This window comes from Thermostichus sp. MS-CIW-30 (assembly GCF_054058015.1).
This window is the reverse complement of sequence record NZ_JBSRZW010000002.1, coordinates 151,389-169,348: the sequence shown is the minus strand read 5'-3', so window position 1 is coordinate 169,348 and position 17,960 is coordinate 151,389. Positions and strand designations below refer to the sequence as shown.

Annotated in this window: 16 protein-coding genes and 1 pseudogene; 11 read left to right on the top strand and 6 right to left on the bottom strand. The window is 59.2% G+C overall.

The genetic code is table 11. The features are described 5' to 3' along the window. The first annotated feature begins 192 nt into the window (after positions 1 to 192). The 7 genes from ACVWXW_RS01730 (at position 193) to ACVWXW_RS01700 (ending at position 6,427) form a co-directional block, all read left to right on the top strand. Positions 193 to 663, top strand: a complete 471-nt coding sequence (locus tag ACVWXW_RS01730; RefSeq protein WP_414331929.1) for a hypothetical protein — start codon at positions 193 to 195, stop codon at positions 661 to 663. 146 nt (positions 664 to 809) lie between these two features. Then, the gene (locus ACVWXW_RS01725) at positions 810 to 1,880 is read left to right on the top strand and encodes a leishmanolysin-related zinc metalloendopeptidase (protein WP_457402421.1); all 1,071 of its coding nucleotides are present in this window, start codon (positions 810 to 812) and stop codon (positions 1,878 to 1,880) included. A gap of 142 nt (positions 1,881 to 2,022) precedes the next feature. Further along, positions 2,023 to 2,301 carry a hypothetical protein gene (locus ACVWXW_RS01720; protein ID WP_457402419.1) on the top strand — a complete coding sequence of 93 codons (279 nt, stop codon included), beginning with the start codon at positions 2,023 to 2,025 and terminating at the stop codon, positions 2,299 to 2,301. Positions 2,302 to 2,361: 60 nt separating this feature from the next. Further along, positions 2,362 to 2,709 carry a hypothetical protein gene (locus ACVWXW_RS01715; protein WP_457402417.1) on the top strand — a complete coding sequence of 116 codons (348 nt, stop codon included), beginning with the start codon at positions 2,362 to 2,364 and terminating at the stop codon, positions 2,707 to 2,709. Beyond that, positions 2,709 to 3,608, top strand: coding sequence for a DMT family transporter (locus tag ACVWXW_RS01710; protein ID WP_457402415.1), 900 nt, complete (start codon positions 2,709 to 2,711; stop codon positions 3,606 to 3,608). The genes ACVWXW_RS01715 and ACVWXW_RS01710 overlap by 1 nt, the downstream gene beginning before the upstream one ends. A gap of 350 nt (positions 3,609 to 3,958) precedes the next feature. Next, on the top strand, positions 3,959 to 5,071 hold the full coding sequence (locus tag ACVWXW_RS01705; protein ID WP_457402414.1) for a glycosyl transferase: 1,113 nt from the start codon (positions 3,959 to 3,961) through the stop codon (positions 5,069 to 5,071). Between the two features lie 54 nt (positions 5,072 to 5,125). Beyond that, a complete protein-coding gene (locus ACVWXW_RS01700) occupies positions 5,126 to 6,427 on the top strand; it encodes a class I SAM-dependent methyltransferase (protein ID WP_457402413.1) in 1,302 nt (433 codons plus the stop codon). A gap of 141 nt (positions 6,428 to 6,568) precedes the next feature. Here ACVWXW_RS01700 and ACVWXW_RS01695 read toward each other — a convergent pair whose 3' ends face one another. Then, a complete protein-coding gene (locus tag ACVWXW_RS01695; RefSeq protein ID WP_457402412.1) occupies positions 6,569 to 7,348 on the bottom strand; it encodes a hypothetical protein in 780 nt (259 codons plus the stop codon). A gap of 172 nt (positions 7,349 to 7,520) precedes the next feature. Between ACVWXW_RS01695 and ACVWXW_RS01690 the strand changes: the two genes are divergently transcribed. Together ACVWXW_RS01690 and ACVWXW_RS01685 are read left to right on the top strand one after the other, a co-directional pair. Then, complete coding sequence (locus ACVWXW_RS01690; protein WP_414350481.1) at positions 7,521 to 8,591, top strand: glycosyltransferase family 4 protein; 1,071 nt, start codon at positions 7,521 to 7,523, stop codon at positions 8,589 to 8,591. 131 nt (positions 8,592 to 8,722) lie between these two features. After that, complete coding sequence (locus tag ACVWXW_RS01685; protein WP_457402410.1) at positions 8,723 to 10,888, top strand: amylo-alpha-1,6-glucosidase; 2,166 nt, start codon at positions 8,723 to 8,725, stop codon at positions 10,886 to 10,888. Between the two features lie 129 nt (positions 10,889 to 11,017). Here ACVWXW_RS01685 and ACVWXW_RS01680 read toward each other — a convergent pair whose 3' ends face one another. The 3 genes from ACVWXW_RS01680 to ACVWXW_RS01670 all read right to left on the bottom strand — a co-directional run bounded on the left by ACVWXW_RS01680 (position 11,018) and on the right by ACVWXW_RS01670 (position 14,184). After that, complete coding sequence (locus tag ACVWXW_RS01680) at positions 11,018 to 12,784, bottom strand: ABC transporter substrate-binding protein (protein WP_457402472.1); 1,767 nt, start codon at positions 12,782 to 12,784, stop codon at positions 11,018 to 11,020. Positions 12,785 to 13,052: 268 nt separating this feature from the next. Further along, positions 13,053 to 13,526, bottom strand: a complete 474-nt coding sequence (gene ispF / locus ACVWXW_RS01675) for a 2-C-methyl-D-erythritol 2,4-cyclodiphosphate synthase (RefSeq protein WP_457402470.1) — start codon at positions 13,524 to 13,526, stop codon at positions 13,053 to 13,055. A gap of 364 nt (positions 13,527 to 13,890) precedes the next feature. After that, positions 13,891 to 14,184: a TIGR02450 family Trp-rich protein gene (locus tag ACVWXW_RS01670; protein ID WP_457402408.1), complete on the bottom strand. Its 294-nt coding sequence runs from the start codon at positions 14,182 to 14,184 to the stop codon at positions 13,891 to 13,893. A 110-nt stretch (positions 14,185 to 14,294) separates the two neighbouring features. On the opposite strand from ACVWXW_RS01670, the gene ACVWXW_RS01665 reads away from it, so the two are divergent. Beyond that, entirely contained in the window at positions 14,295 to 14,729 is a 435-nt protein-coding gene (locus ACVWXW_RS01665) for a hypothetical protein (RefSeq protein ID WP_148202694.1), read from the top strand. Between the two features lie 80 nt (positions 14,730 to 14,809). Here ACVWXW_RS01665 and ACVWXW_RS01660 read toward each other — a convergent pair whose 3' ends face one another. Together ACVWXW_RS01660 and ACVWXW_RS01655 are read right to left on the bottom strand one after the other, a co-directional pair. After that, the gene (locus ACVWXW_RS01660) at positions 14,810 to 16,120 is read right to left on the bottom strand and encodes a UbiH/UbiF/VisC/COQ6 family ubiquinone biosynthesis hydroxylase (RefSeq protein ID WP_457402406.1); all 1,311 of its coding nucleotides are present in this window, start codon (positions 16,118 to 16,120) and stop codon (positions 14,810 to 14,812) included. Positions 16,121 to 16,320: 200 nt separating this feature from the next. Then, positions 16,321 to 16,504: pseudogene (locus ACVWXW_RS01655) on the bottom strand (hypothetical protein); the annotation flags it as partial. A gap of 72 nt (positions 16,505 to 16,576) precedes the next feature. Here ACVWXW_RS01655 and ACVWXW_RS01650 point away from each other — a divergent pair. Further along, positions 16,577 to 17,929: a TldD/PmbA family protein gene (locus tag ACVWXW_RS01650; protein ID WP_457402405.1), complete on the top strand. Its 1,353-nt coding sequence runs from the start codon at positions 16,577 to 16,579 to the stop codon at positions 17,927 to 17,929. Positions 17,930 to 17,960: the final 31 nt, after the last annotated feature.

Here is a 17,960-nt window from a genome sequence, read left to right as displayed (position 1 = left end):
CTTCTTCCCTCTTTAGCCGATTAAAGTTTTTGTGAAGTTAGGGATTAAGTTGGGGTCTCTGTTGCTTGTCAGCTATAACCGCGCCTAGAATTGCCGAGGACTGATGTTTTCGGAGATAGTTTGCAGACACTGTTGATGTTGCTTTCCTTTTGCCTACTCTCAATCTGTTGACCTTTCGAGACCGACTGCTCTATGACAGACACTCATCCCTGTGCCCCCTGTATTGTGAATACGGGAACTCTGGTCAATAAGCGGGATATTTACCGACTCCTATCCGATTTGGCCCGTGTTCGCTACTTCGATATTGTCGATGGCTCAGTGCGGAAGCAAGGGGAAGGCTGCGTGGTGGATGTTTTTCAGGATCCCACTGCTGCCACACTGGTGGTAAACCGTAGCCTCTACTTAAATGTGAACAGCTTTGACTATGCCTGTCTGCGGGATCCCGCTTCCGAAGAAGAGATTGCCAACCTGGGCAAGGAGCAGCCGGGCGTGGTTATCGACTTGGTTCAGGACGGACGTATTCTGCGCTTGGTTCCCCTGGTGGAGCCGCGTTCGGATCCCGAGGAGCTCTTGGGGGATAACCAGGCGCTGCGGGCAGCGGTGGATGTTTTGGCTGCGGGCTGGGGCATAGAAGAGGAAAACTCTTCCGACTCCTCAGATTGAGAGATCCTGACCTGAAAATATAGACCTCCAAACCCATCTCTTCCTGGCCTTGAAGTTGACCGGTGCGGTGTGACGCAAATCATGCTCGGGAGGATGGTTGCAGCCGGTATGATCCACTTGGGTCATGGAGCTTTTTGGGAGGTGGTGTGAATTCAAGGCAGCGACTGCTTTTGGGCAGAGTGTGGGGCCTGCGCCTGCTTGGATCCCTGGTGGCTGTGCTTCTGGTACTGGCGCTCAAGGCCTGCGGGGGAAGTGGTAGCTCCTCTTCTGTAGGTGTCATTCCCACTCCCATTCCAACCGTCATTCCCACCTCTACTCCAACTGTCGTTCTCACCTCTACTCCGACTGTCATTCCTGCCCCTTTGCCCTCGCCAACGACTGCGCCTGCTTCCCAGTTCACCATTGACGTTCGCTTTCCCGACAACAGTCTCACCCCCACCCAGCAGTCGATCGTCCGCAATGCCGCTCTGCGCTGGCAACAGATCATCGTTGGTGACCAGCCGGATCTGCCCCCCACCACCATTCGGGCCGACGAATGCGATCGAGGGTTTCCCAGCACGCCACTCAATTTCCCCATCGACGATCTGCTGGTGGAGGTGCGGGCCAGAAACCTCGGCGACGAGCGAATTTTGGGGGGAGCTGCTCCCTGTTTTGTGCGGGCCTCTAACGGTCTGCCTTTTTACTCCGTAGTTCTGTTCAACAGTCAAAATCTATCTGCCCTGGAAGAACGAGGGGATCTGCCCATTACCGCCCTGCACGAGTTGGGCCATGCCTTGGGCTTTTTGCCCATCGTCTGGGATCCCAAGGGGCTAACGGTGGGCTTGGTGAGGCGGGATCAGCCTACGCCCCCTGGCTACGATCCCCGCTTCATCGGCCCCAGGGCGGTCAGCGCCTTCGCCACGCTGGGAGGAAACGCGCCCTCTGTTCCTTTAGAAAACGAGTTTGGGGAGGGATCCCGAGATTCCCATTGGCGGGAGAATGTCTTGGGCCGCGAGCTGATGACCAGCCGCATCGACCGGGGGGTAGCCAACCCCTTAAGCATTCTCACCGTCGAAGCAATGGCAGATATCGGCTATGAGGTGAATCCGGCAGCGGCGGATGGCTTTGCTTTGGGGCGCGGCAGGGGGGTCTCTCAACCTTTGGAGCTGCAAGAGCTGGAGTTGACCCTACCCCTACAGCGATTTGACGCCGAGGGCAGGCGGGTGGGGGATCCCTGAGAAAAAGAGCATATTTACTCATGGCCAAGAGGCTACCTTTTAACAATAATGAAGGTCGAGTTGTATAACTTCACAACATCGACATAACATCGACAAGTTCTCAACATCGACAAGTTCTCACCTCATCTCTTTGCAATTAGCTATGGGTATCCTCAAGAAGCTTTTCGGCGGCCTGTTCTCCTTTTTCGGCATTCTCTTCGGCGGCTTGGTGGATTTTGTTACCGGGCCTTTTCGTTCTGCACCAGCTTCTCCCAGCTCTGCTCCTGCGGCTACAGCTGCCCCTGCCAACAAGCCCAAGGTGGTGGTGGAGAAGCCTTTTGTGCCCAATGAGATCTCGGCTCCGCGTCCTAACCGTCGCCCTGGCCCGGCTTTGGATGTGTTCCGGGCTATGGTTCAGGAGATCCCTTCGGCGCGGGCTTAGTCTGCCCATCTTCGGGAGCAGCTCGTAAGATGGAGGTGACACCGCTGGAGACTGCTCTCTATGTCCGATCTCTCTTTCTCAGAACAAGAACGGCTGAAACAGCTTGAGCGTGAACTGGAGCAGGCGGCGGCGGCCTCTGGGGAGTCGGGAACATCCGTTGCGTCTCAGGGGAAAAGTGCCGTCCGAGCTTGGGTTGAGACTTGGGGGCGTCCACTGGTGACGGTCTTCGCCATTCTGGGCTGTATTCTTCTGGTCGGGCTGTTCTTCCGGGTTTTCGGCACCGTTCTCAGGTGGGCAGTGGTGGCGGGGCTGGGCTATCTGCTCTATGCCTGGGTGGTGGCACCGCGGCTGGGCCTTCCCACCGGAGCTAAGTCGAAGCCAGAGGACAGCAATCTCGACAGCTTTTGATGCCTAGGGATCCCTGGCGAGCCTATGTTTACTTGGCGGCGGCCATCTTGGGCTGGGCCACGGCTGCCAGCGCTTTTAAGTTTGGGTTGCGGTACCTGTCGCCGACGGTTTTGCTGATTTTTTCGGCCTTTAGCTCTTGCCTGATCCTGGGGATCGTTTTGGTGGTTACAGGGCGGGCGAGGTTGATCGGCAGGCAGAAGGGATCCCAAATCCGCCTGTCGGCCCTTCAGGGGCTGCTCAACCCCTTCGGCTACTATGGGGTGTTGTTCCAGGCTTATGACCGTCTGTCGGCTCAGGCGGCGATGGCTCTGAATTACACTTGGCCGCTGGTGCTGGCTCTTCTGGCGGTGCCGCTGCTGGGAGAGCGCTTCCGTTGGCGGCTGGTGTTGGCCTTGGGGGTGAGCCTGCTGGGGGTGGTGCTGGTGGCTACGGGGGGATCCTGGGGCACCTTGCAGGTGGAGGATCCCTGGGGGGTGCTGCTGGCGGTGGGCAGCTCTGGACTCTGGGCGCTCTATTGGCTACTCAATGTGCGGGATGGGCGAGATGCGGTGCTGAAACTATTCATGGGGTTTCTCTTTGGCAGCCTCTACGGTCTGCTGCTGCTGCCGTTGCAGGAGGTCTCTTGGAGCCTTGCCGGGCTGGGTTGGGCGGCTTACATTGGTCTGGCGGAGATGGGCTTAACTTTTGTGTTTTGGCTGCGGGCTTTGGAGTTGGCGGGCCACCGGGGATCCCTGGCCAACTGGGTGTATGTGACGCCCTTTTTGTCGTTGGGGTTGATTGCGGTGCTGTTGGGCGAGACGATTGCGCTGGGATCTGTGGTGGGCCTGGGCTTGATCTTGGCGAGTAACCTGTGGGGATCCCATAGGGAAAAGCCCCCCGCGGATCCTGTTCTGTCCTGAGGCGGTTGCGTTCGCGCCAGCGGGACGGAGTCCTATCGCGTTAGCGGGACGGAGTCCTATCGCGTTAGCGGTGCAGAGCATGCCTCTAACCCCCAAAACCCTGAACTTTGCTGAATTTACTGAGCTTTAGGCGGTTTGGCAAAAGTCATTGAGAGGGATATAGTAGACCAAGTTTCCCCCTGATCCTTGAGTCCACCGCAACGGTTGCCGGGAAGTGAAGGGGGAAAGCGCTCGGGGGGTATTCCTCAGGGCTTTGCGGGATACCGCCTTCCTGCTCAGAGATAGGCAGGATGCGATCGCTTCTTTCCTGAACCATGTTCAGGAGAGTTCAGCGTGAATGTATCAGCACAATGAATCCCGTTCCTCTCTATGTGGCGGCAACAGCTCACGGGTTTGGGCACGTTACCCGTCTGGCGGCGGTCGTGAATGCTTTGCTGCGGCGGGATCCCCATGTTCTGCCCATCTTTGTTACGCCGGCTCCCCGCTGGCTCCTGGAGCGTTACGTGGAGGGGAAGTTTCTCCATCGGCCGCGGGCGTTGGATGTGGGGGTGGTGCAGCCGGATGGGCTGCAAGCGGATCTGCCGGCTACGTTGGCTGCCCTCAAGGCGTTTAAAGCCAGCGCTGCGGAGCTTGTTCGAGAAGAAGCGGATTTCATTCGAGCCCAGGGGGTGCCTTTGGTGTTGGCGGATGTGCCGCCCATTGCTGCGGCGATTGCCCAGGCTGCCGGGATCCCTTGCTGGATGGCCAGTAATTTTGGCTGGGATTTCATCTATCAGGAGTATGGCCCGGAGTTTCAACCGTTTGTGGCCTGGATCCAGGAGCTCTACGGGCAGTGCGACCTTCTATTTCGCCTGCCCTTTAGCGAGAGCATGGTCGCGTCAGCGGTGCGGAGCACTAGCGCCTTCCCGCGTCAGCAGGAGGTGGGGCTGACGGGATCGGATCCCCGCTACCCACCAGAAGAGGTCGCCGCCCAGTTGGGGTTACACCCGGATCAACCCAGGGCTTTGTTCACCTTTGGCGGGCTGGGGGTGCAGGGGTTTCCTTACGAGCGGCTCCAAGATTTTCCCGACTGGCAGTTTCTCACCTTTGATCCGGAAGCTCCCCCCTTGCCCAACTTGCGGGTTTTGGATGGGCGGGTGTGGCGACCGGTGGATGTGATGCCCCTCTGCCGCTGGGTGGTGTCCAAGCCGGGCTATGGCACTTTGGCGGAGGCCCTGCGCAGCCGCACACCTATGGCCTGTGTTACCCGCTCTGGGTTTGCTGAGTCACCGTTGCTGGTTGAGGGTTTGCGGCGCTATGGCTGGCATCGCATTCTCTCGCCAGAGGAGTTTTTTCAAGGATCCTGGGACTTTTTGCGGGATCCCGCCCACCCACCCCAGAGGCCGGATGGATTGGATCTGCAGGGGAATGAAACCCTGGCTGCTGCCTTAGAGGCATTCCTGCGGGGGAGGGATCGCGGGTAGGATAGGGGGCAGCTTTCTGCAGCGGATCCCTTCACGGTAGCGGTGTGGAGCCCTATGGCCAGCAGCTCGACAGAATCTCTGCGGCAACTGTACGAAGAACTGCCCTACCCCAATGTTTCCATTGAGGCCTCGGGCCGCAACGCCATTGACGGGTTGTACCGCCTAAGTTTGACCACCGCCCAATACGCCCGCACCCGCGCCATTGTGCCCAGCGAAGGCGCTCTCATTTTGAATGCTGGCTGCGGCTCGGGCTGGGAAACGTTGATCTTGGCGGAGGCCAATCCGGGGGCGCGGCTGGTGGTGTGCGACCTGTCAGCAGAATCGGTACGGGTGACGGAGCGACGCTTGCGCTACCACGGCTTCGGGGAGGTGGAGCTCCATGTTCTCAACCTATTGGACATCGAACAGTTGGGGCTGGAATTTGATTTCATCAGCCTTAACGATGTGCTCTATCTGCTGGACGATCCGGTGGCGGGGCTAAAAGCCCTCAAGCGGGTTCTCAAACCTGACGGGATCCTGCGGGCCAACCTGCACCACGCCTACCAGCGGGAGGTGATCTTTCGCCTACAAGAGGCGTTTCGGCTGCTGGGGCTGTTTGATCTACCCACTCCTGAGGCCTGTCAGCGGGTACGGGAATTCATGGCCAGTTTGGCCTCGGACGAAATGCGGGCAGCCCTGCGCTGGAACCCTGAGATCTACAAAGACGACACCAACATCCGGGCCAACTACCTCTTGCCAGGAGACAAGGGCTTCCTGATCCCCGACCTGATGCGCATGCTCGAGGAAGCTGAGCTGGGCCTGGTTTGTCTGGTGGACTATGCCGACTGGGATCCGGCGCTTTTGTTCAAGGAGAGGGCCATGCCCCCCTGGTTGCAAGCTGAGTTGGACAAGCTCTCGCCTGCCGACCAGAATCACTTTTATGAGCTGATCTACCCCAACCATCGCCTCATTGACTTTTGGGCGGAACACCCCGGCTCTTCCTTGGTCTTGCCCTGGAGCGACGCCGATTGGCTGGGGGGCAGAGTGCAGCTTAACCCCATCCTGACCGACAACGTCGAATTTCGCCAAAACTTTGCCAAAGCTCACGAGAAAAAGCTGGAGTTTGCCATGAATTGGCCGGGATCCAGCTATGGGCGCCTGACCATCTCAGCCCCTCAGATGGCTTGGTTGGGATCCCTGTTGCAGGGGCCAACGGCAGTGAAAGCCTTGATTGAGCAGGCAGCTCAGGTCAACACGTTAGAGCCGGAAGCGGCCCAGGAGGAGGTGCTCACCTACCTGGCAGGGCTGGAGTCGTTTTTGTTTGTGATGTTGGATCCTGCACCCGTTCCAGGAGAAGGAGTTTTTCCAATCGCTTGAGATCCCCGAGCCTTTCTCCCAAGGGTAGAGGGAAGCCAATGGGCCGGTTCACGGCAACTTGGAACGACTATTGAGGGATTGAGGCTCTGCCGGGCTGCAAGAACGGTCTTGGGCAGATGTCAGATGGGGAGGGATCCCTCTCTAGCGATCCACCAGGCGCAGCTCGAAGGTGAGGATGTTGGCAGCCAAAATCTCCAAAGCCCCGCCCTCGATAAGGTCGCGAGTGAGGGCAGCCCCGGAGCCACTTTGTTGGATCAATTCGCGGCTGCGGCGCACCGTCTCCTGTCGCTGGGGGTCGTCCACAACCACCTGCCGCTGATTGGACAGGCTGAGGCGATAGAAATTGGGCAGATCCCCCCGGGTGGCATCAATGGCCAGATTGGTCTCTTCAGGGGCTACGCGGAAGGGGGCACGGGCGGTGAGCAGAGCCACCTGGATATCTTGGTCTCGCCCATCAAGGCCCTGCAGCTCGGATATATCGATCTGGAAATTGAGGGTATCGCGGTCACGGGTAAGGCGATTAACCCGTACCTGGTTAAAGCCAACGGCAAACTCTCGTTCCGGCTCTCCAAACCGCTGGATGGTGGCCTGCAAGACCGACTCTTCGTTGAGGGGGGTAACCCGAATGAGGTAATCCCAGTCCCGCACAAAGGTGTACTCGTTGGGCCCCACACGGACGTTGGGATCCACCAAGTTGGCGGTGGGGCCAGGGCTGCCGGCCCGGCTGAGAGCTACCATGTACCAGTAGTTGGGGCTGATGGGCAAGCCCAGGGTCATGCGTACTTCCAACACTGGCCGCGCCCAAGCGGCAACAGCTGTGAGGGCCGTTATGGCCATGGCTCCCAAGCAACTCCACAGCCAGCGCTGAGGAGGAAAATTAAGCTGCGGCGGGCAAGAGCAAGTGATGGCTGGGGTTCTCATTCAAGCCTCTTCAACTCTCCGGCAGGTGGCGGCAGCCTGAACTCCTTTCCTGCTCGCTCTGGAACAGTCTAGCCAGGAATGGCGTGCCCTCAACAGGGGATCCCAAGGGTCGGCGGCGGAGCGCCAGCAGAAGTTTTCGTTAAGCAGTGATGATTCGGTGTGGAGGATAGCTATGCGCATTGCTCAGATTGCCCCTTTGCATGAGAGTGTGCCCCCCAAGCTCTACGGCGGCACCGAGCGAGTTGTGTCTTGGCTCACCGAAGAGCTGGTGCGGCGGGGGCATGAGGTGACGTTGTTTGCCAGCGGCGACTCCCAAACCCAGGCTCGCCTCATCCCCTTTCGGGAGCGGGCTTTGCGTTTGGATCCCACGGCCATCGACACAGTGGCTCCTCATGTTTTGATGGTCGAGAAAGCCTTTCAGATGGCCGACGAGTTTGACATTATCCACGGCCACATCGACTACTATCCCTATGCCCTGGCCCGTCGCCACCCGCAGGTTTCTTTTTTGGCCACCCTACACGGGCGACTGGACATTCCGGAGCTGCAGCCCCTCTACACCGAGTTTCAGGACATTCCGGTGGTCTCCATCTCCAACGCCCAGCGGCTGCCGCTGCCCCAGGCCCGCTGGGTGGGGACGGTCTACCACGGCTTGCCCCTGGATCTCCACCGTTTCTATCCAGAAAAGGGGGACTACCTGGCCTTTTTGGGCCGGGTCTCCCCGGAAAAAGGGCTGGACACGGCTATTGAAATTGCGGCGCGGGCAGGGATGCCGCTGAAGGCTGCTATCAAGATCGATGCGGTGGATCGCCAGTACTACGAGTTAGAAATTAAGCCTTTGGCCAGTCGCCACCCCAATGTGGAGATCATAGGGGAAATCACCGACCAAGAGAAAAGCGAGTTTTTGGGCAAGGCCTATGCGGTGCTGTTTCCCATCCGCTGGCCGGAGCCCTTTGGGCTGGTGATGATTGAAGCGATGGCCTGTGGCACGCCGGTAATTGCCACCCGTTTTGGCTCAGTACCCGAGGTAATGGCCGACAGGCGCTCCGGCTTTATTGTCGACTCGGTGGAGGAAGCAGTGGAGGCTGTGGAGAAGGTGGGATCCCTGAGCCGAGCCGGGGTGCGGCAGGTGTTTGAGGAGCGGTTCAGCGTGGAAAGAATGGTGTCGGACTACGAGGCTCTCTACCGCCAACTGGTGAACGAGCGGCAGGAGATGTCGCGAAGAAGGCAGCTTAATAAGGCTTAGATGGGCCAAGTAGCAGCTAGGGCTGCTGGGCTGCATCGGGGGGCCCCTGCTTCTTCGCCTTCTTTGAGTGGACCGATAGCAGTAAGCTGTTCGCGTAGGAGACCGGCTGGATAGGGATCGAGAAGACCGAGATGGCAGAAGACATCATCCAAATTCAAGATCAGTACTACATCCGGGCCAGCGCCTCTTGGGTGGAGGCACGCTCTCATGTTCTCAAGCATGACAACTGCTTTGCCATCTTTGACCGGCGAGGGAACATGCGCCCCCTCGGCATCCGGGATCATGGCCTCTTCCGGGACGACACCCGCTTTTTGTCCCGCTGGGTGTTGGACTTGCAGGGAAAGCAGTTCCTGCTGCTCAGCTCAGAGGTGCGGGAAGACAAAGATATTTTGGCGGTGGATCTGACCAACCCGGAGTTCACCACCTCAGAGGGGCAGTTTATCGGTCAAGATACTCTGCATGTTTTACGGACTACTTTTTTGTGGAACAACGTAGCCTACGAGCGCATTCGCATTCACAACTACGGCTCGGAGCCGTTTCGCGTGCCGATTACCCTGCGCTTTGAGGCGGACTTTGCCGATATTTTTGAGATCCGGGGCATCCGACGGGCCCAGCGGGGTCAAGTGCTGCCGGCCCAGGTGACCCCCGAGAGGGTGGTTCTTCGCTACCGCGGCTTAGATGGAGTGGAGCGGCAAACCCAGTTGCAATTTTTGCCGGCGCCGGAGCTAGTGTCGGAGAAGCTGGCGCAGTGGTGGGTGCCTTTGGCCCCGCAGGAGGAACGGGATTTGGAGCTGAGGGTGATCTGCAGCTACGGCGGGGAGGAGATTGCCCCTTTGACCTACCAGGAGGCTCTGCAGGCGGAGCGGGAGCAAAGGGCTTCCTTGCGGGCGCAAGCCCACCGGATCGACACCGGCAATGCTCAGTTTAACGATTGGCTCAACGCCTCACGGGATGATCTGCTGATGATGCTCACCCGCACTCCCTACGGGCTTTATCCCTATGCGGGGGTGCCTTGGTTTACCACGGTCTTCGGGCGCGACGCCCTGATCACCGCCCTGGCCACTCTCTGGTGGTTTCCAGACTTGGCGCGGGGGGTGCTGCTGTATCTGGCGGCCCACCAGGCCCAGGAGGTGGACCCCAGCCGCGATGCCGAGCCTGGCAAGATCCTGCACGAGCAGCGGCGCAGCGAGATGGCCAAAACCCGCGAGATCCCTTTTGGCAACTATTTTGGCAGCATCGACTCCACCCCTCTGTTTGTGGTGTTGGCAGGACGCTATGTGCAGCGCAGCGGCGATCTCGAGCTGTTGCGGCAGTTGTGGCCAAACATCGAAGCAGCCCTGCACTGGATGGACACTTACGGGGATCCCGATGGGGATGGCTTTCTGGAGTACGCGGGCAAAGCTCACCGGGGCCTGCGCAACCAAGGCTGGAAGGATTCTGAAGATGCCATCTTCTACCCGGACGGATCCCTGGCAGAACCCCCCTTGGCCCTGTGCGAGGTGCAGGGCTATGCCTACGAAGCTAAGCAGTTGGCAGCAGAGATGGCGGAGCTGCTGGGGCGGCAAGAGCAAGCAGCCCAGTTGCGACAACAAGCGGAAAAGCTGCAGCAGCAGTTTTGGGATCACTTCTGGTGCGAAGAGTTGGGGGGCTATGCCCTGGCTTTGGATGGCCAGAAGCAACCCTGCCGGGTGCGCAGCTCCAACATGGGCCACTGTCTGTTTTCGGGGATCGCCCATCCCGAGCACGCCGCCCGCATTGCCCGGCAACTGCTGGAGCCAGCTTTCTTCAGCGGCTGGGGGATCCGCACGGTGCCGGAGGGAGAGGGCCGCTACAACCCCATGTCCTACCACAACGGCTCCATCTGGCCCCACGACAACGCCTTGATTGCAGCAGGCTTATCTCGCTATGGCTTCAAGGGCGAAGCGGTGCGGGTCTTGACAGCGCTGTTCGATGCCAGCCAGTTTCTGGAGCTGAAGCGGCTGCCTGAGCTGTTTTGTGGCTTTCGGCGGCGACAGCGGGAGGGCCCCACCCTTTATCCGGTGGCCTGTCTGCCCCAGTCTTGGGCGGCGGCCAGTGTGTTTTTGCTGCTGCAGGCTTGTCTGGGGCTGGAGATCGACGGGCTGGCTCAACGGGTACATTTAACCAAGCCCACTCTGCCCCTGTGGCTGCCCCATGTCATTCTTGAGAATGTGCAGGTGGGCCAGGGATCCCTGGACATCGGTCTCTATCTGCAGTCAGGAGGGGTGGGGATCAACATTCTCAGGAGTGCGGGGGACGTGGAGTTGACGGTGAAATAGTTGCAAAATTCAAGACATCCGCAACACAACCTACAACTAAGTTTCACCTGCCAAATGTGGCGATAGGGACACAACTCAACAGTTCAGACAGCCTCTCCCTATCCCACATCACCCACATCATCAGAAGTTCTACTCTTGAATGTAGAGCTGATCCAAATTCCACAATGGCCCCAGAATGGGTCGGGGATCCACCCCTTGAATGCGGTTGCGCAGGGCTGAGAGAACCAGGGGGTTGAAAGTGCCAATTTGGGGCAGCTGTTCCTGAATGATGATTTGAAACCGGTCGTAGAGGGCCTTGCGCTTTTCAAAGTCTAGCTCCCGCACCCCTTCGATAAAGATGCGGTCGATCTCCCGTTCCCAATCGCTCACCTCAACCCCTTCTGCCGGGTTGCCGGGCAAATCTCCCAGATTAAAGAGGTGCAAACGGCCATCGCTGCGCCAGATGTTGGAGCCGTTGTTGGGTTCGGTACCGCCGCCGCCAAAGCCCAGCAGCAGGGTTTCCCAGTCGCGGCTATCGGTGCGCTGCACCAGGGTGTTGAAGGCGATGGGGGTAAAATCAACGGTGATGCCGATCCGCTCCAGATCAGCTTTGATCAACGCGCCAGTGGCCTCCCGCTGATTGTTGCCGGCGTTGGTGAGCAAGGTGAAACGGACACGGTTGCCCTCGGAATCCCGCAGGTGGCCCTCAGCATCGTAGGTGTATCCGGCATCGAGGAGCAGTTGCCGCGCTTTTTCAGGGTTGTAGTCGTAGGTGGGCAAGCCCTCTTCGGGGCTGAGGTAGAAGGGGCTGGCGGGGGAAAAGACCGAGTGCTGGATCTGGCCCAACCCTTGCAGGACGCTATCGACGTAAAACTGCCGGTTCATGGCGTGGGCCACCGCCCGGCGGAAGTTCAAATCGTTAAACCAGCGGCTTTTGACGGGATCCACAAAAGGCCGCCCGGTCTGGGGGTTACGGGCGCGGCTGAGGTTGAAGGCAAAGAAACTGTTGTTCAATGTCTGGCCGAGATTGTAGATGGTGAACTGATCCCGTTCTTCTTCCCGCTTCAAGAGCTGAAAATCTCTCCCCCGCACCGAAAACACGTCGGTCTCGCCGGAGCGAAACTGCAGCAGCGCGGTGTCCTCTGAGTCCACAATGCGCAGGATCACCCGTTCAATGCGCGGGATCCCTTCCCCCTTCCAGTAGTAGGGATTGGGCCGGTACACCAGCCGCTGGCCGGGGGTGTATTCCTGCATGACATAGGGGCCGGCCCCCACCAACTCCTGCACCGGCGTGTCGATACCCCAGGTTTGCAAGAAAAGGGGGTTGCCCCGGCTGTCCAACTGCTCGACAGTGGGCTCGAGGATGTGCTTGGGCAAAATAGGGGATCCGGCCTGCAGCAGAAAGGGAGCGAAGGGCTCCGGCAAAACGAACTCAATCCGCCGCTCGTCCAGCGCCCGCACCTGAGGCAGTGCTCCAGCTTCCCCAATTCGCTTCACGTCCCGCGAGGAAGTCGGGATCCGCTCGTCGAAGATGATGCGGTTGAAGGTAAAGTCCACATCTGCTGCCGTCAGGGGCTCTCCATCCGACCAGCGCAGCCCTTCCCGCAAGGTAAAGACATAGCGCAAGCCGTCCTCAGACACTTCCCAGCCTTCCGCCAGCTCCGGTTTGGGCAAGAGGGTATCCTCATCCAAGGTGACCAAGCCCGCCTCCAGGTAGGCGATGGCGTCGCGGCTGGAGCTTTCGGCGGCCAGATAGGTGTTGAAGGTTTTGGGATCCGAAGTCACCGTGGCAACCAGATGGGGGGGGCGGGTGGGCGTGGCACAAGCGCTGAGCCAGAGCAGAAGGATCCCCAAGAGTAGAGGGACAAAAAGGCTTCTCTTGAGCTGGTCTGTTGAGGTGCTGTTTTGGCCCACCATTTCCTTTGCCAAGTTGTCGTTCCAAGCAGGTTTGAGACGGCCCGTTTCTGTCCTGTGCTGGAGGCGCAAGCGCTCCACACCACTAAGGCCCTCACCCCCAGCCTTTCTCCTAGAAGACTGGCCCGCGCCCCCGGCCCTTTTCCCAGAGGGAAAGTTGGGGATCGAGGCGACGGGTGGTTTCACGGCGATTTTGCGGGAGCGGTTGCTTGCCAGTTTGGCAGCTCGGGCAGGGCGATGACCAGGTTCTTTTCAGACTCTGCTGGGAAGGTTAGCACTCCAGCAACAGGGCTACTGCGAAGGCAGCAATGGCCTCTCCCTGACCTATGGGGCCCAGTTTTTCGTTGGTGGTGGCCTTTACCCCCACTTGCTTAGGGGAGATCTGCATTGCCTCGGCTAGACGGGCTTGCATGGCGGGGATGTGAGGTTTGAGCTTCGGCTGCTCCGCCACCACCACACTGTCCACATTGACAATTCGCCAGCCTTCTTGGCTCACCAGTTGCACCACTTGCTGTAGTAAAAGGATGCTGTCTGCCCCTTTCCAACGCTCTTCTTCAGGGGGGAAGTAGTAGCCAATATCCCGCAGAGCGGCAGCCCCCAGGAGAGCATCCATGATGGCGTGGGTGAGGACATCGGCGTCGCTATGGCCCAATAGCCCCTTTTCGTAAGGGATCCGGATCCCGCCCAGGATCAGGGGGCGCCCCTCGACGAGGCGGTGGATGTCGTAGCCCTGGCCAATGCGCACTTTTCCGGCTCCCTTGGGAAAACCATCGAGACCCTTGTCGACCATCGCCCCCTCCGAGGAGCTAGGGGGATGGGAGTCGAGTAACCGACAAGCAGCTTTTGAGAACGCCTCTTTCTATTCTGCCGGCTCCAGAGGGGAATAGCAGATGGGACAAGACGAACCACTGTAGCAGTCGAAGCAGATGAGGTGAGACTTCCCGTAGGGATTGGCGCAGCGCTTGGCCCACTGATAATCGCTGTAGCTAAGATCTTTTCCGCAAACGTCACATCTGGCCATCCCGCTTTCTTCTCCTCAAGCTTCCGAATTAAAACACCACACTAGAGAGATGATCCTAATCGATCCCTGAGCCCCAGCTTGAGAGAAACTATCCCCCAGCCCTGTCCAGAAGGGGATCCTGCCGCCCACAGGGGATCCCGTCTTCGAGAGGCGTCCAGCCCGGCTGCCAAAGATCCCGGTTCTTCAGGGTGGCCGCGTTGACCCAGAGGCGCACCTGGGGATCGCAGACGGCTCTGAGCTCGGCAAACACCAGCCCTCCTTCCCCTTGTTGGCGAGCGGTGACCTGAAAATGTCGCCAACCCAGAACAGGCTGAGCGGAAGTCCACTTGGAGCCAAGCAGATGGGGAAAGCGCTGTTTTTGGCGGGGCTTGCTGCGGGCCATGGGTTGAGAACTTGTTGCCACCCTTGCCTGTGGGCGAGCAGGTCTGCTGTCGGCTTCTGAGAACGGGATGAAGTTGGATCGGGAAGATCGATATGATGGCTAGGGGTGCTATGGCATCCCAACCTACCCACTTAGCCTATCCAACAATGGTGCAAAACGGGCAAAAGCTCGGGTTCTTTTGGCGTCAGGTGTTCCTGAAAGGGATCCTCCTGCTGCTCATCCTGGGCGGTCTGGTTTTGGGAACGGGACTGCCTCTGGTCGCGGCAAGTAGTCCTACTCTCTCCGGAAAGCTGACGGGGCCAGAGTGGCGACAAGCGGATCCGGAAGCCAAGCAGGACTTTTGTCGCAAAGCCTTTCAAGCGTTTCGCGCCTCTCCTTCCCAAAGCTATATCATCAGCTCCAATGTGCAGGCTTTGACCCCAGAAGGTTTGTGTCGGCGCTTGGATCAGTTTTATCAATATGCCGTCAACGACGAGATCCCCATCAACCAGGCGGCCAATATTGCCCCATTGCTGTTTTCAGACTTACCCCTGGAGCAGCCTTGATCCCTGTGGAGCGCTTGGTCTGCTGGGGACAAAGGCGGCGGGCGAGGATCTGGGCCCAGCTCTCAACAGTTTGGCCGGATCTAGACAGGCGTAGCCAGAGGTTCCGGGGGTGCAGGGAAAGGGAGCTGCTGCAGTTGGGGTTGGTGGGGGCGGATCCCCATTGCTTGGCGCATCAAAGCAGGCTTGAGCAGCGGCAAAACCTCCAGTCCCCACAGGCCCAGGCAACGCAAGACCAGCAACGGCCAGCTTCGGTTGGAAAAGAGGCGATTGGCAGCATCGGTTGCAAAAAGAACCAGCGCGTTTTCTGGGCGGCGACAGCGCTCGTAGGCTTTTAACAAAGCCGGATCGCCGGGATCCCGGCCCGCCATTTTGGCTTCGATCAACAGGGCAGCCAAGGCCGCCACATCCCGCATGCCCAGATTCGCTCCCTGCCCCCCCAGCGGATGGGTGGTATGGGCAGCATCCCCCACCAAAGCCAGCCGGGATCCGATATAGGTTTGGGCATGGGCCCGCTGTGGCTCATAACAGGCTCTGGGAGAGGCCGCCAGCAAGGCTCCCAACTGGGATCCAAACCAAGGCCGGATGGCCTGCAGAAACTCAGCCTCAGATAAGCCCATCAGCCAATCTCGATCCGCTTGGCGAACTGTCCAGACGACGCAACTGCGATGGGGATCGGAGGTGGGCAAAATGGCGAAGGGACCGCTGACCTGAAAGCGCTCGTAGGCCACCTGCCGGTGAGGATGCTCATGGGTGAGGGTGGAAACGATGCACACCTGCCCATAGCCCCAGCAGGATAACGGGATCCCAGCCTGTTCCCGCAGCCGCGAACGGGCCCCATCTGCAACCACTAGCAGAGCAGCTCGCAGAGTTTGCCGGGATCCCTCCTGGGCCAGCTCTACCCGAATGTGATCTGCTGCAGGGGAGAAACTTTGCACCTGAGCAGGGCTGAAAAGGGTTACCGAAGGGCACTCGCGAATGCGCTGCAACAGGGCCTTTTGGGTAATTTGATTTTCCACGACGTAGCCCAGCGCCGGCGCTTGGAGCGTTTCGCGGCACAACTGAGCCATCCAGGGGCTTTCCCCATCAGAGACCTGAATGCGGTGAATGGGAGAAACTCCCCAGGCTTCCATGAGGGGCCACACCCCAATTCGCTGCAGAATGCGGGCTGTCCCCAGAGCCAAAGCGCTGGCTCGGCCATCGGGCCCCACCCCCTGCGAGAGATCCCGCCCCTCGATCAGCCCAACACGGATTCCGGCCTGACCCAAAGCGGCTGCCAAGGTGGATCCCACCATCCCAGCTCCGGCAATCACCACCTCGAAGTCCAGTCGCCTTGGCTTGGCTGCTGTCGGAGCAATGGCTAGGGGAGCAGCGGAAGTGGGCAAAAGGCTCATGGGCACTCACGGCAAGTAGGCTTAACTTCCATTCTAGGGTTCCTGCACCTGGCAGGCCGCCGAGGATCAAGCAGTAAATTGGGTCAAAGTGCTACGAGGGATCCCTTTTGATCTCAGCCCCTTTGTTTGCTGCTGCAGGGTGGAATCCCTGTGGGTAGCTGATACATTTACGCTGAACACTGCTGAACATCACTGTTCAACTATGCAGCGATAGCATTCTGTTTGTTTCCAAACAGAATGGCGGTATCCCGCAAAGCTTTGAGTAGAATACCCAAAGCGCAGTTTCCGTGTCGTCTTACTACCAATTTTCTGCTTTGCTTTGGCTACCATGTTGGCAGACTCGAAAGTAAACAGAAAGATCAACTGGTAGTAATCCGTACTGAACATATTATACATTATTTTCAGTATAGTCGAGCTTATTATTGACTAGAGTCATGCTCTTGCCATCTCACTTTTATGCCCAGCTCCATCATTTCCCCGGAAAACCTGCTGGATCTCTGTGAACAGGGTGTGTACAAGGCGTTGGCCGCTGGAGCCGACCAGGCAGAAGTGTTTGCCAACTCAGGCCGGGAAACGGAAGTCACGTTTGAAAAAAACGACCTGAACCTGGCCCGCAGCAGCAGCGAGACCCTGTTCGGCGTTCGGGTTTTCTGTGGCGGCAGGCTGGGCTTTGCCACCTCCAACCGCCCGGAAGAGTTAGCTGAGACGGCGGCTGAGGCTGTGACCATGGCCAAGGCTTCGCCGGCGGATCCCCTCAACGGGCTGCCGGAGCCCCAACCTTTGCCCCAGGTGCCCTTTGCCCTCGACCCAGGCCTGCTGGAACTGGATGCCGCCGAGCTGACCCAGTTGGGATCCCAATTGCTGGAGTGGGTGCGCTCCAAAGACCCTCGCATCACCATCGACAGCGGCTCCCTCAGCGTGGAGGAAGAGACCCTGGCCATCGCCTCTTCCACCGGCATCCGCGCCAACCATCACAGCGTGGAAGCGGGGGGATCCCTCTTTGGCATGGCCATTGATGGGGACGAGGTGGGCAGCTTTGCCTACGACGGCGACAGCGTCCAGAAGCGGGCCGATCTGGTGCCGGCGCTGGAGCGGGCTTTTGATCGCTTTGTCCAGAAATGCGTGGGCGCGCTGGGGGCTGGCGAGGGGGAGAGCTTCCGCGGCCCCATTGTCCTGCCGCCAGATGTGGTGGAGGAGTTTCTAGGGGATCTCCTCTTTGTGCTGGGGGCGGATGCGGTGCGCAAAGGCAAAAGCCCCTTGGCGCAAAAAATGGGATCCCGGATCGCCAGCCCGTTGCTCACCGTGGTTTCTGAAGGCCTGGGCCTGCCCGGCTACCCCATTGAGCCCTTCGACCGCGAAGGGATCCCGCGCCAGATTACCCCCCTGATTCATGAAGGGATCCTCTGCAACTTCATGTACAACAGCTACGAGTCCCGCGCTGCTGGCGTTCCCTCCAACGGCCATGCCACAGGGGGAGCAGGCAGCCTGCCGGGAGTAGGGCCGGCTTGCCTGAGGGTGGCCCCAGGGACAACCCCCCTGTCCGAGCTCTACGCGATGGATCGGGGAGTTATCGTCACCCGCCTCTCCGGCAGCAGCAACCCCATTACCGGTGACTTTTCTGGGGTGGTGAAAGGGGGCTTCTTGGTCAAAGGCGGCGAGAAACGCCCCATCCTGGAGACCACCATTGCCGGCAATCTCTACGATTGTTTGCGCAATATCTCCGCCATTTCCCAGGAAGTAACGGTTTTCAACGGCACGGCTGCCTTTCCCGCCCTGCGCATTGAAGATGTATCCATCACTGCGGGCTAAGTAAAGCTAGGGGTGTCGAGATCCCGGCAAC

Bases quoted from the DNA above. Each gene is read 5' to 3' on its own strand.
- ACVWXW_RS01730 (WP_414331929.1), top strand. From the start codon at position 193: ATGACAGACACTCATCCCTGTGCCCCCTGTATTGTGAATACGGGAACT.
- ACVWXW_RS01720 (WP_457402419.1), top strand. From the start codon at position 2,023: ATGGGTATCCTCAAGAAGCTTTTCGGCGGCCTGTTCTCCTTTTTCGGC.
- ACVWXW_RS01715 (WP_457402417.1), top strand. From the start codon at position 2,362: ATGTCCGATCTCTCTTTCTCAGAACAAGAACGGCTGAAACAGCTTGAG.
- ACVWXW_RS01710 (WP_457402415.1), top strand. From the start codon at position 2,709: ATGCCTAGGGATCCCTGGCGAGCCTATGTTTACTTGGCGGCGGCCATC.
- ACVWXW_RS01705 (WP_457402414.1), top strand. From the start codon at position 3,959: ATGAATCCCGTTCCTCTCTATGTGGCGGCAACAGCTCACGGGTTTGGG.
- ACVWXW_RS01700 (WP_457402413.1), top strand. From the start codon at position 5,126: ATGGCCAGCAGCTCGACAGAATCTCTGCGGCAACTGTACGAAGAACTG.
- ACVWXW_RS01695 (WP_457402412.1), bottom strand. From the start codon at position 7,348: ATGAGAACCCCAGCCATCACTTGCTCTTGCCCGCCGCAGCTTAATTTT.
- ACVWXW_RS01690 (WP_414350481.1), top strand. From the start codon at position 7,521: ATGCGCATTGCTCAGATTGCCCCTTTGCATGAGAGTGTGCCCCCCAAG.
- ACVWXW_RS01685 (WP_457402410.1), top strand. From the start codon at position 8,723: ATGGCAGAAGACATCATCCAAATTCAAGATCAGTACTACATCCGGGCC.
- ACVWXW_RS01680 (WP_457402472.1), bottom strand. From the start codon at position 12,784: ATGGTGGGCCAAAACAGCACCTCAACAGACCAGCTCAAGAGAAGCCTT.
- ACVWXW_RS01670 (WP_457402408.1), bottom strand. From the start codon at position 14,184: ATGGCCCGCAGCAAGCCCCGCCAAAAACAGCGCTTTCCCCATCTGCTT.
- ACVWXW_RS01665 (WP_148202694.1), top strand. From the start codon at position 14,295: ATGGCATCCCAACCTACCCACTTAGCCTATCCAACAATGGTGCAAAAC.
- ACVWXW_RS01660 (WP_457402406.1), bottom strand. From the start codon at position 16,120: ATGAGCCTTTTGCCCACTTCCGCTGCTCCCCTAGCCATTGCTCCGACA.
- ACVWXW_RS01650 (WP_457402405.1), top strand. From the start codon at position 16,577: ATGCCCAGCTCCATCATTTCCCCGGAAAACCTGCTGGATCTCTGTGAA.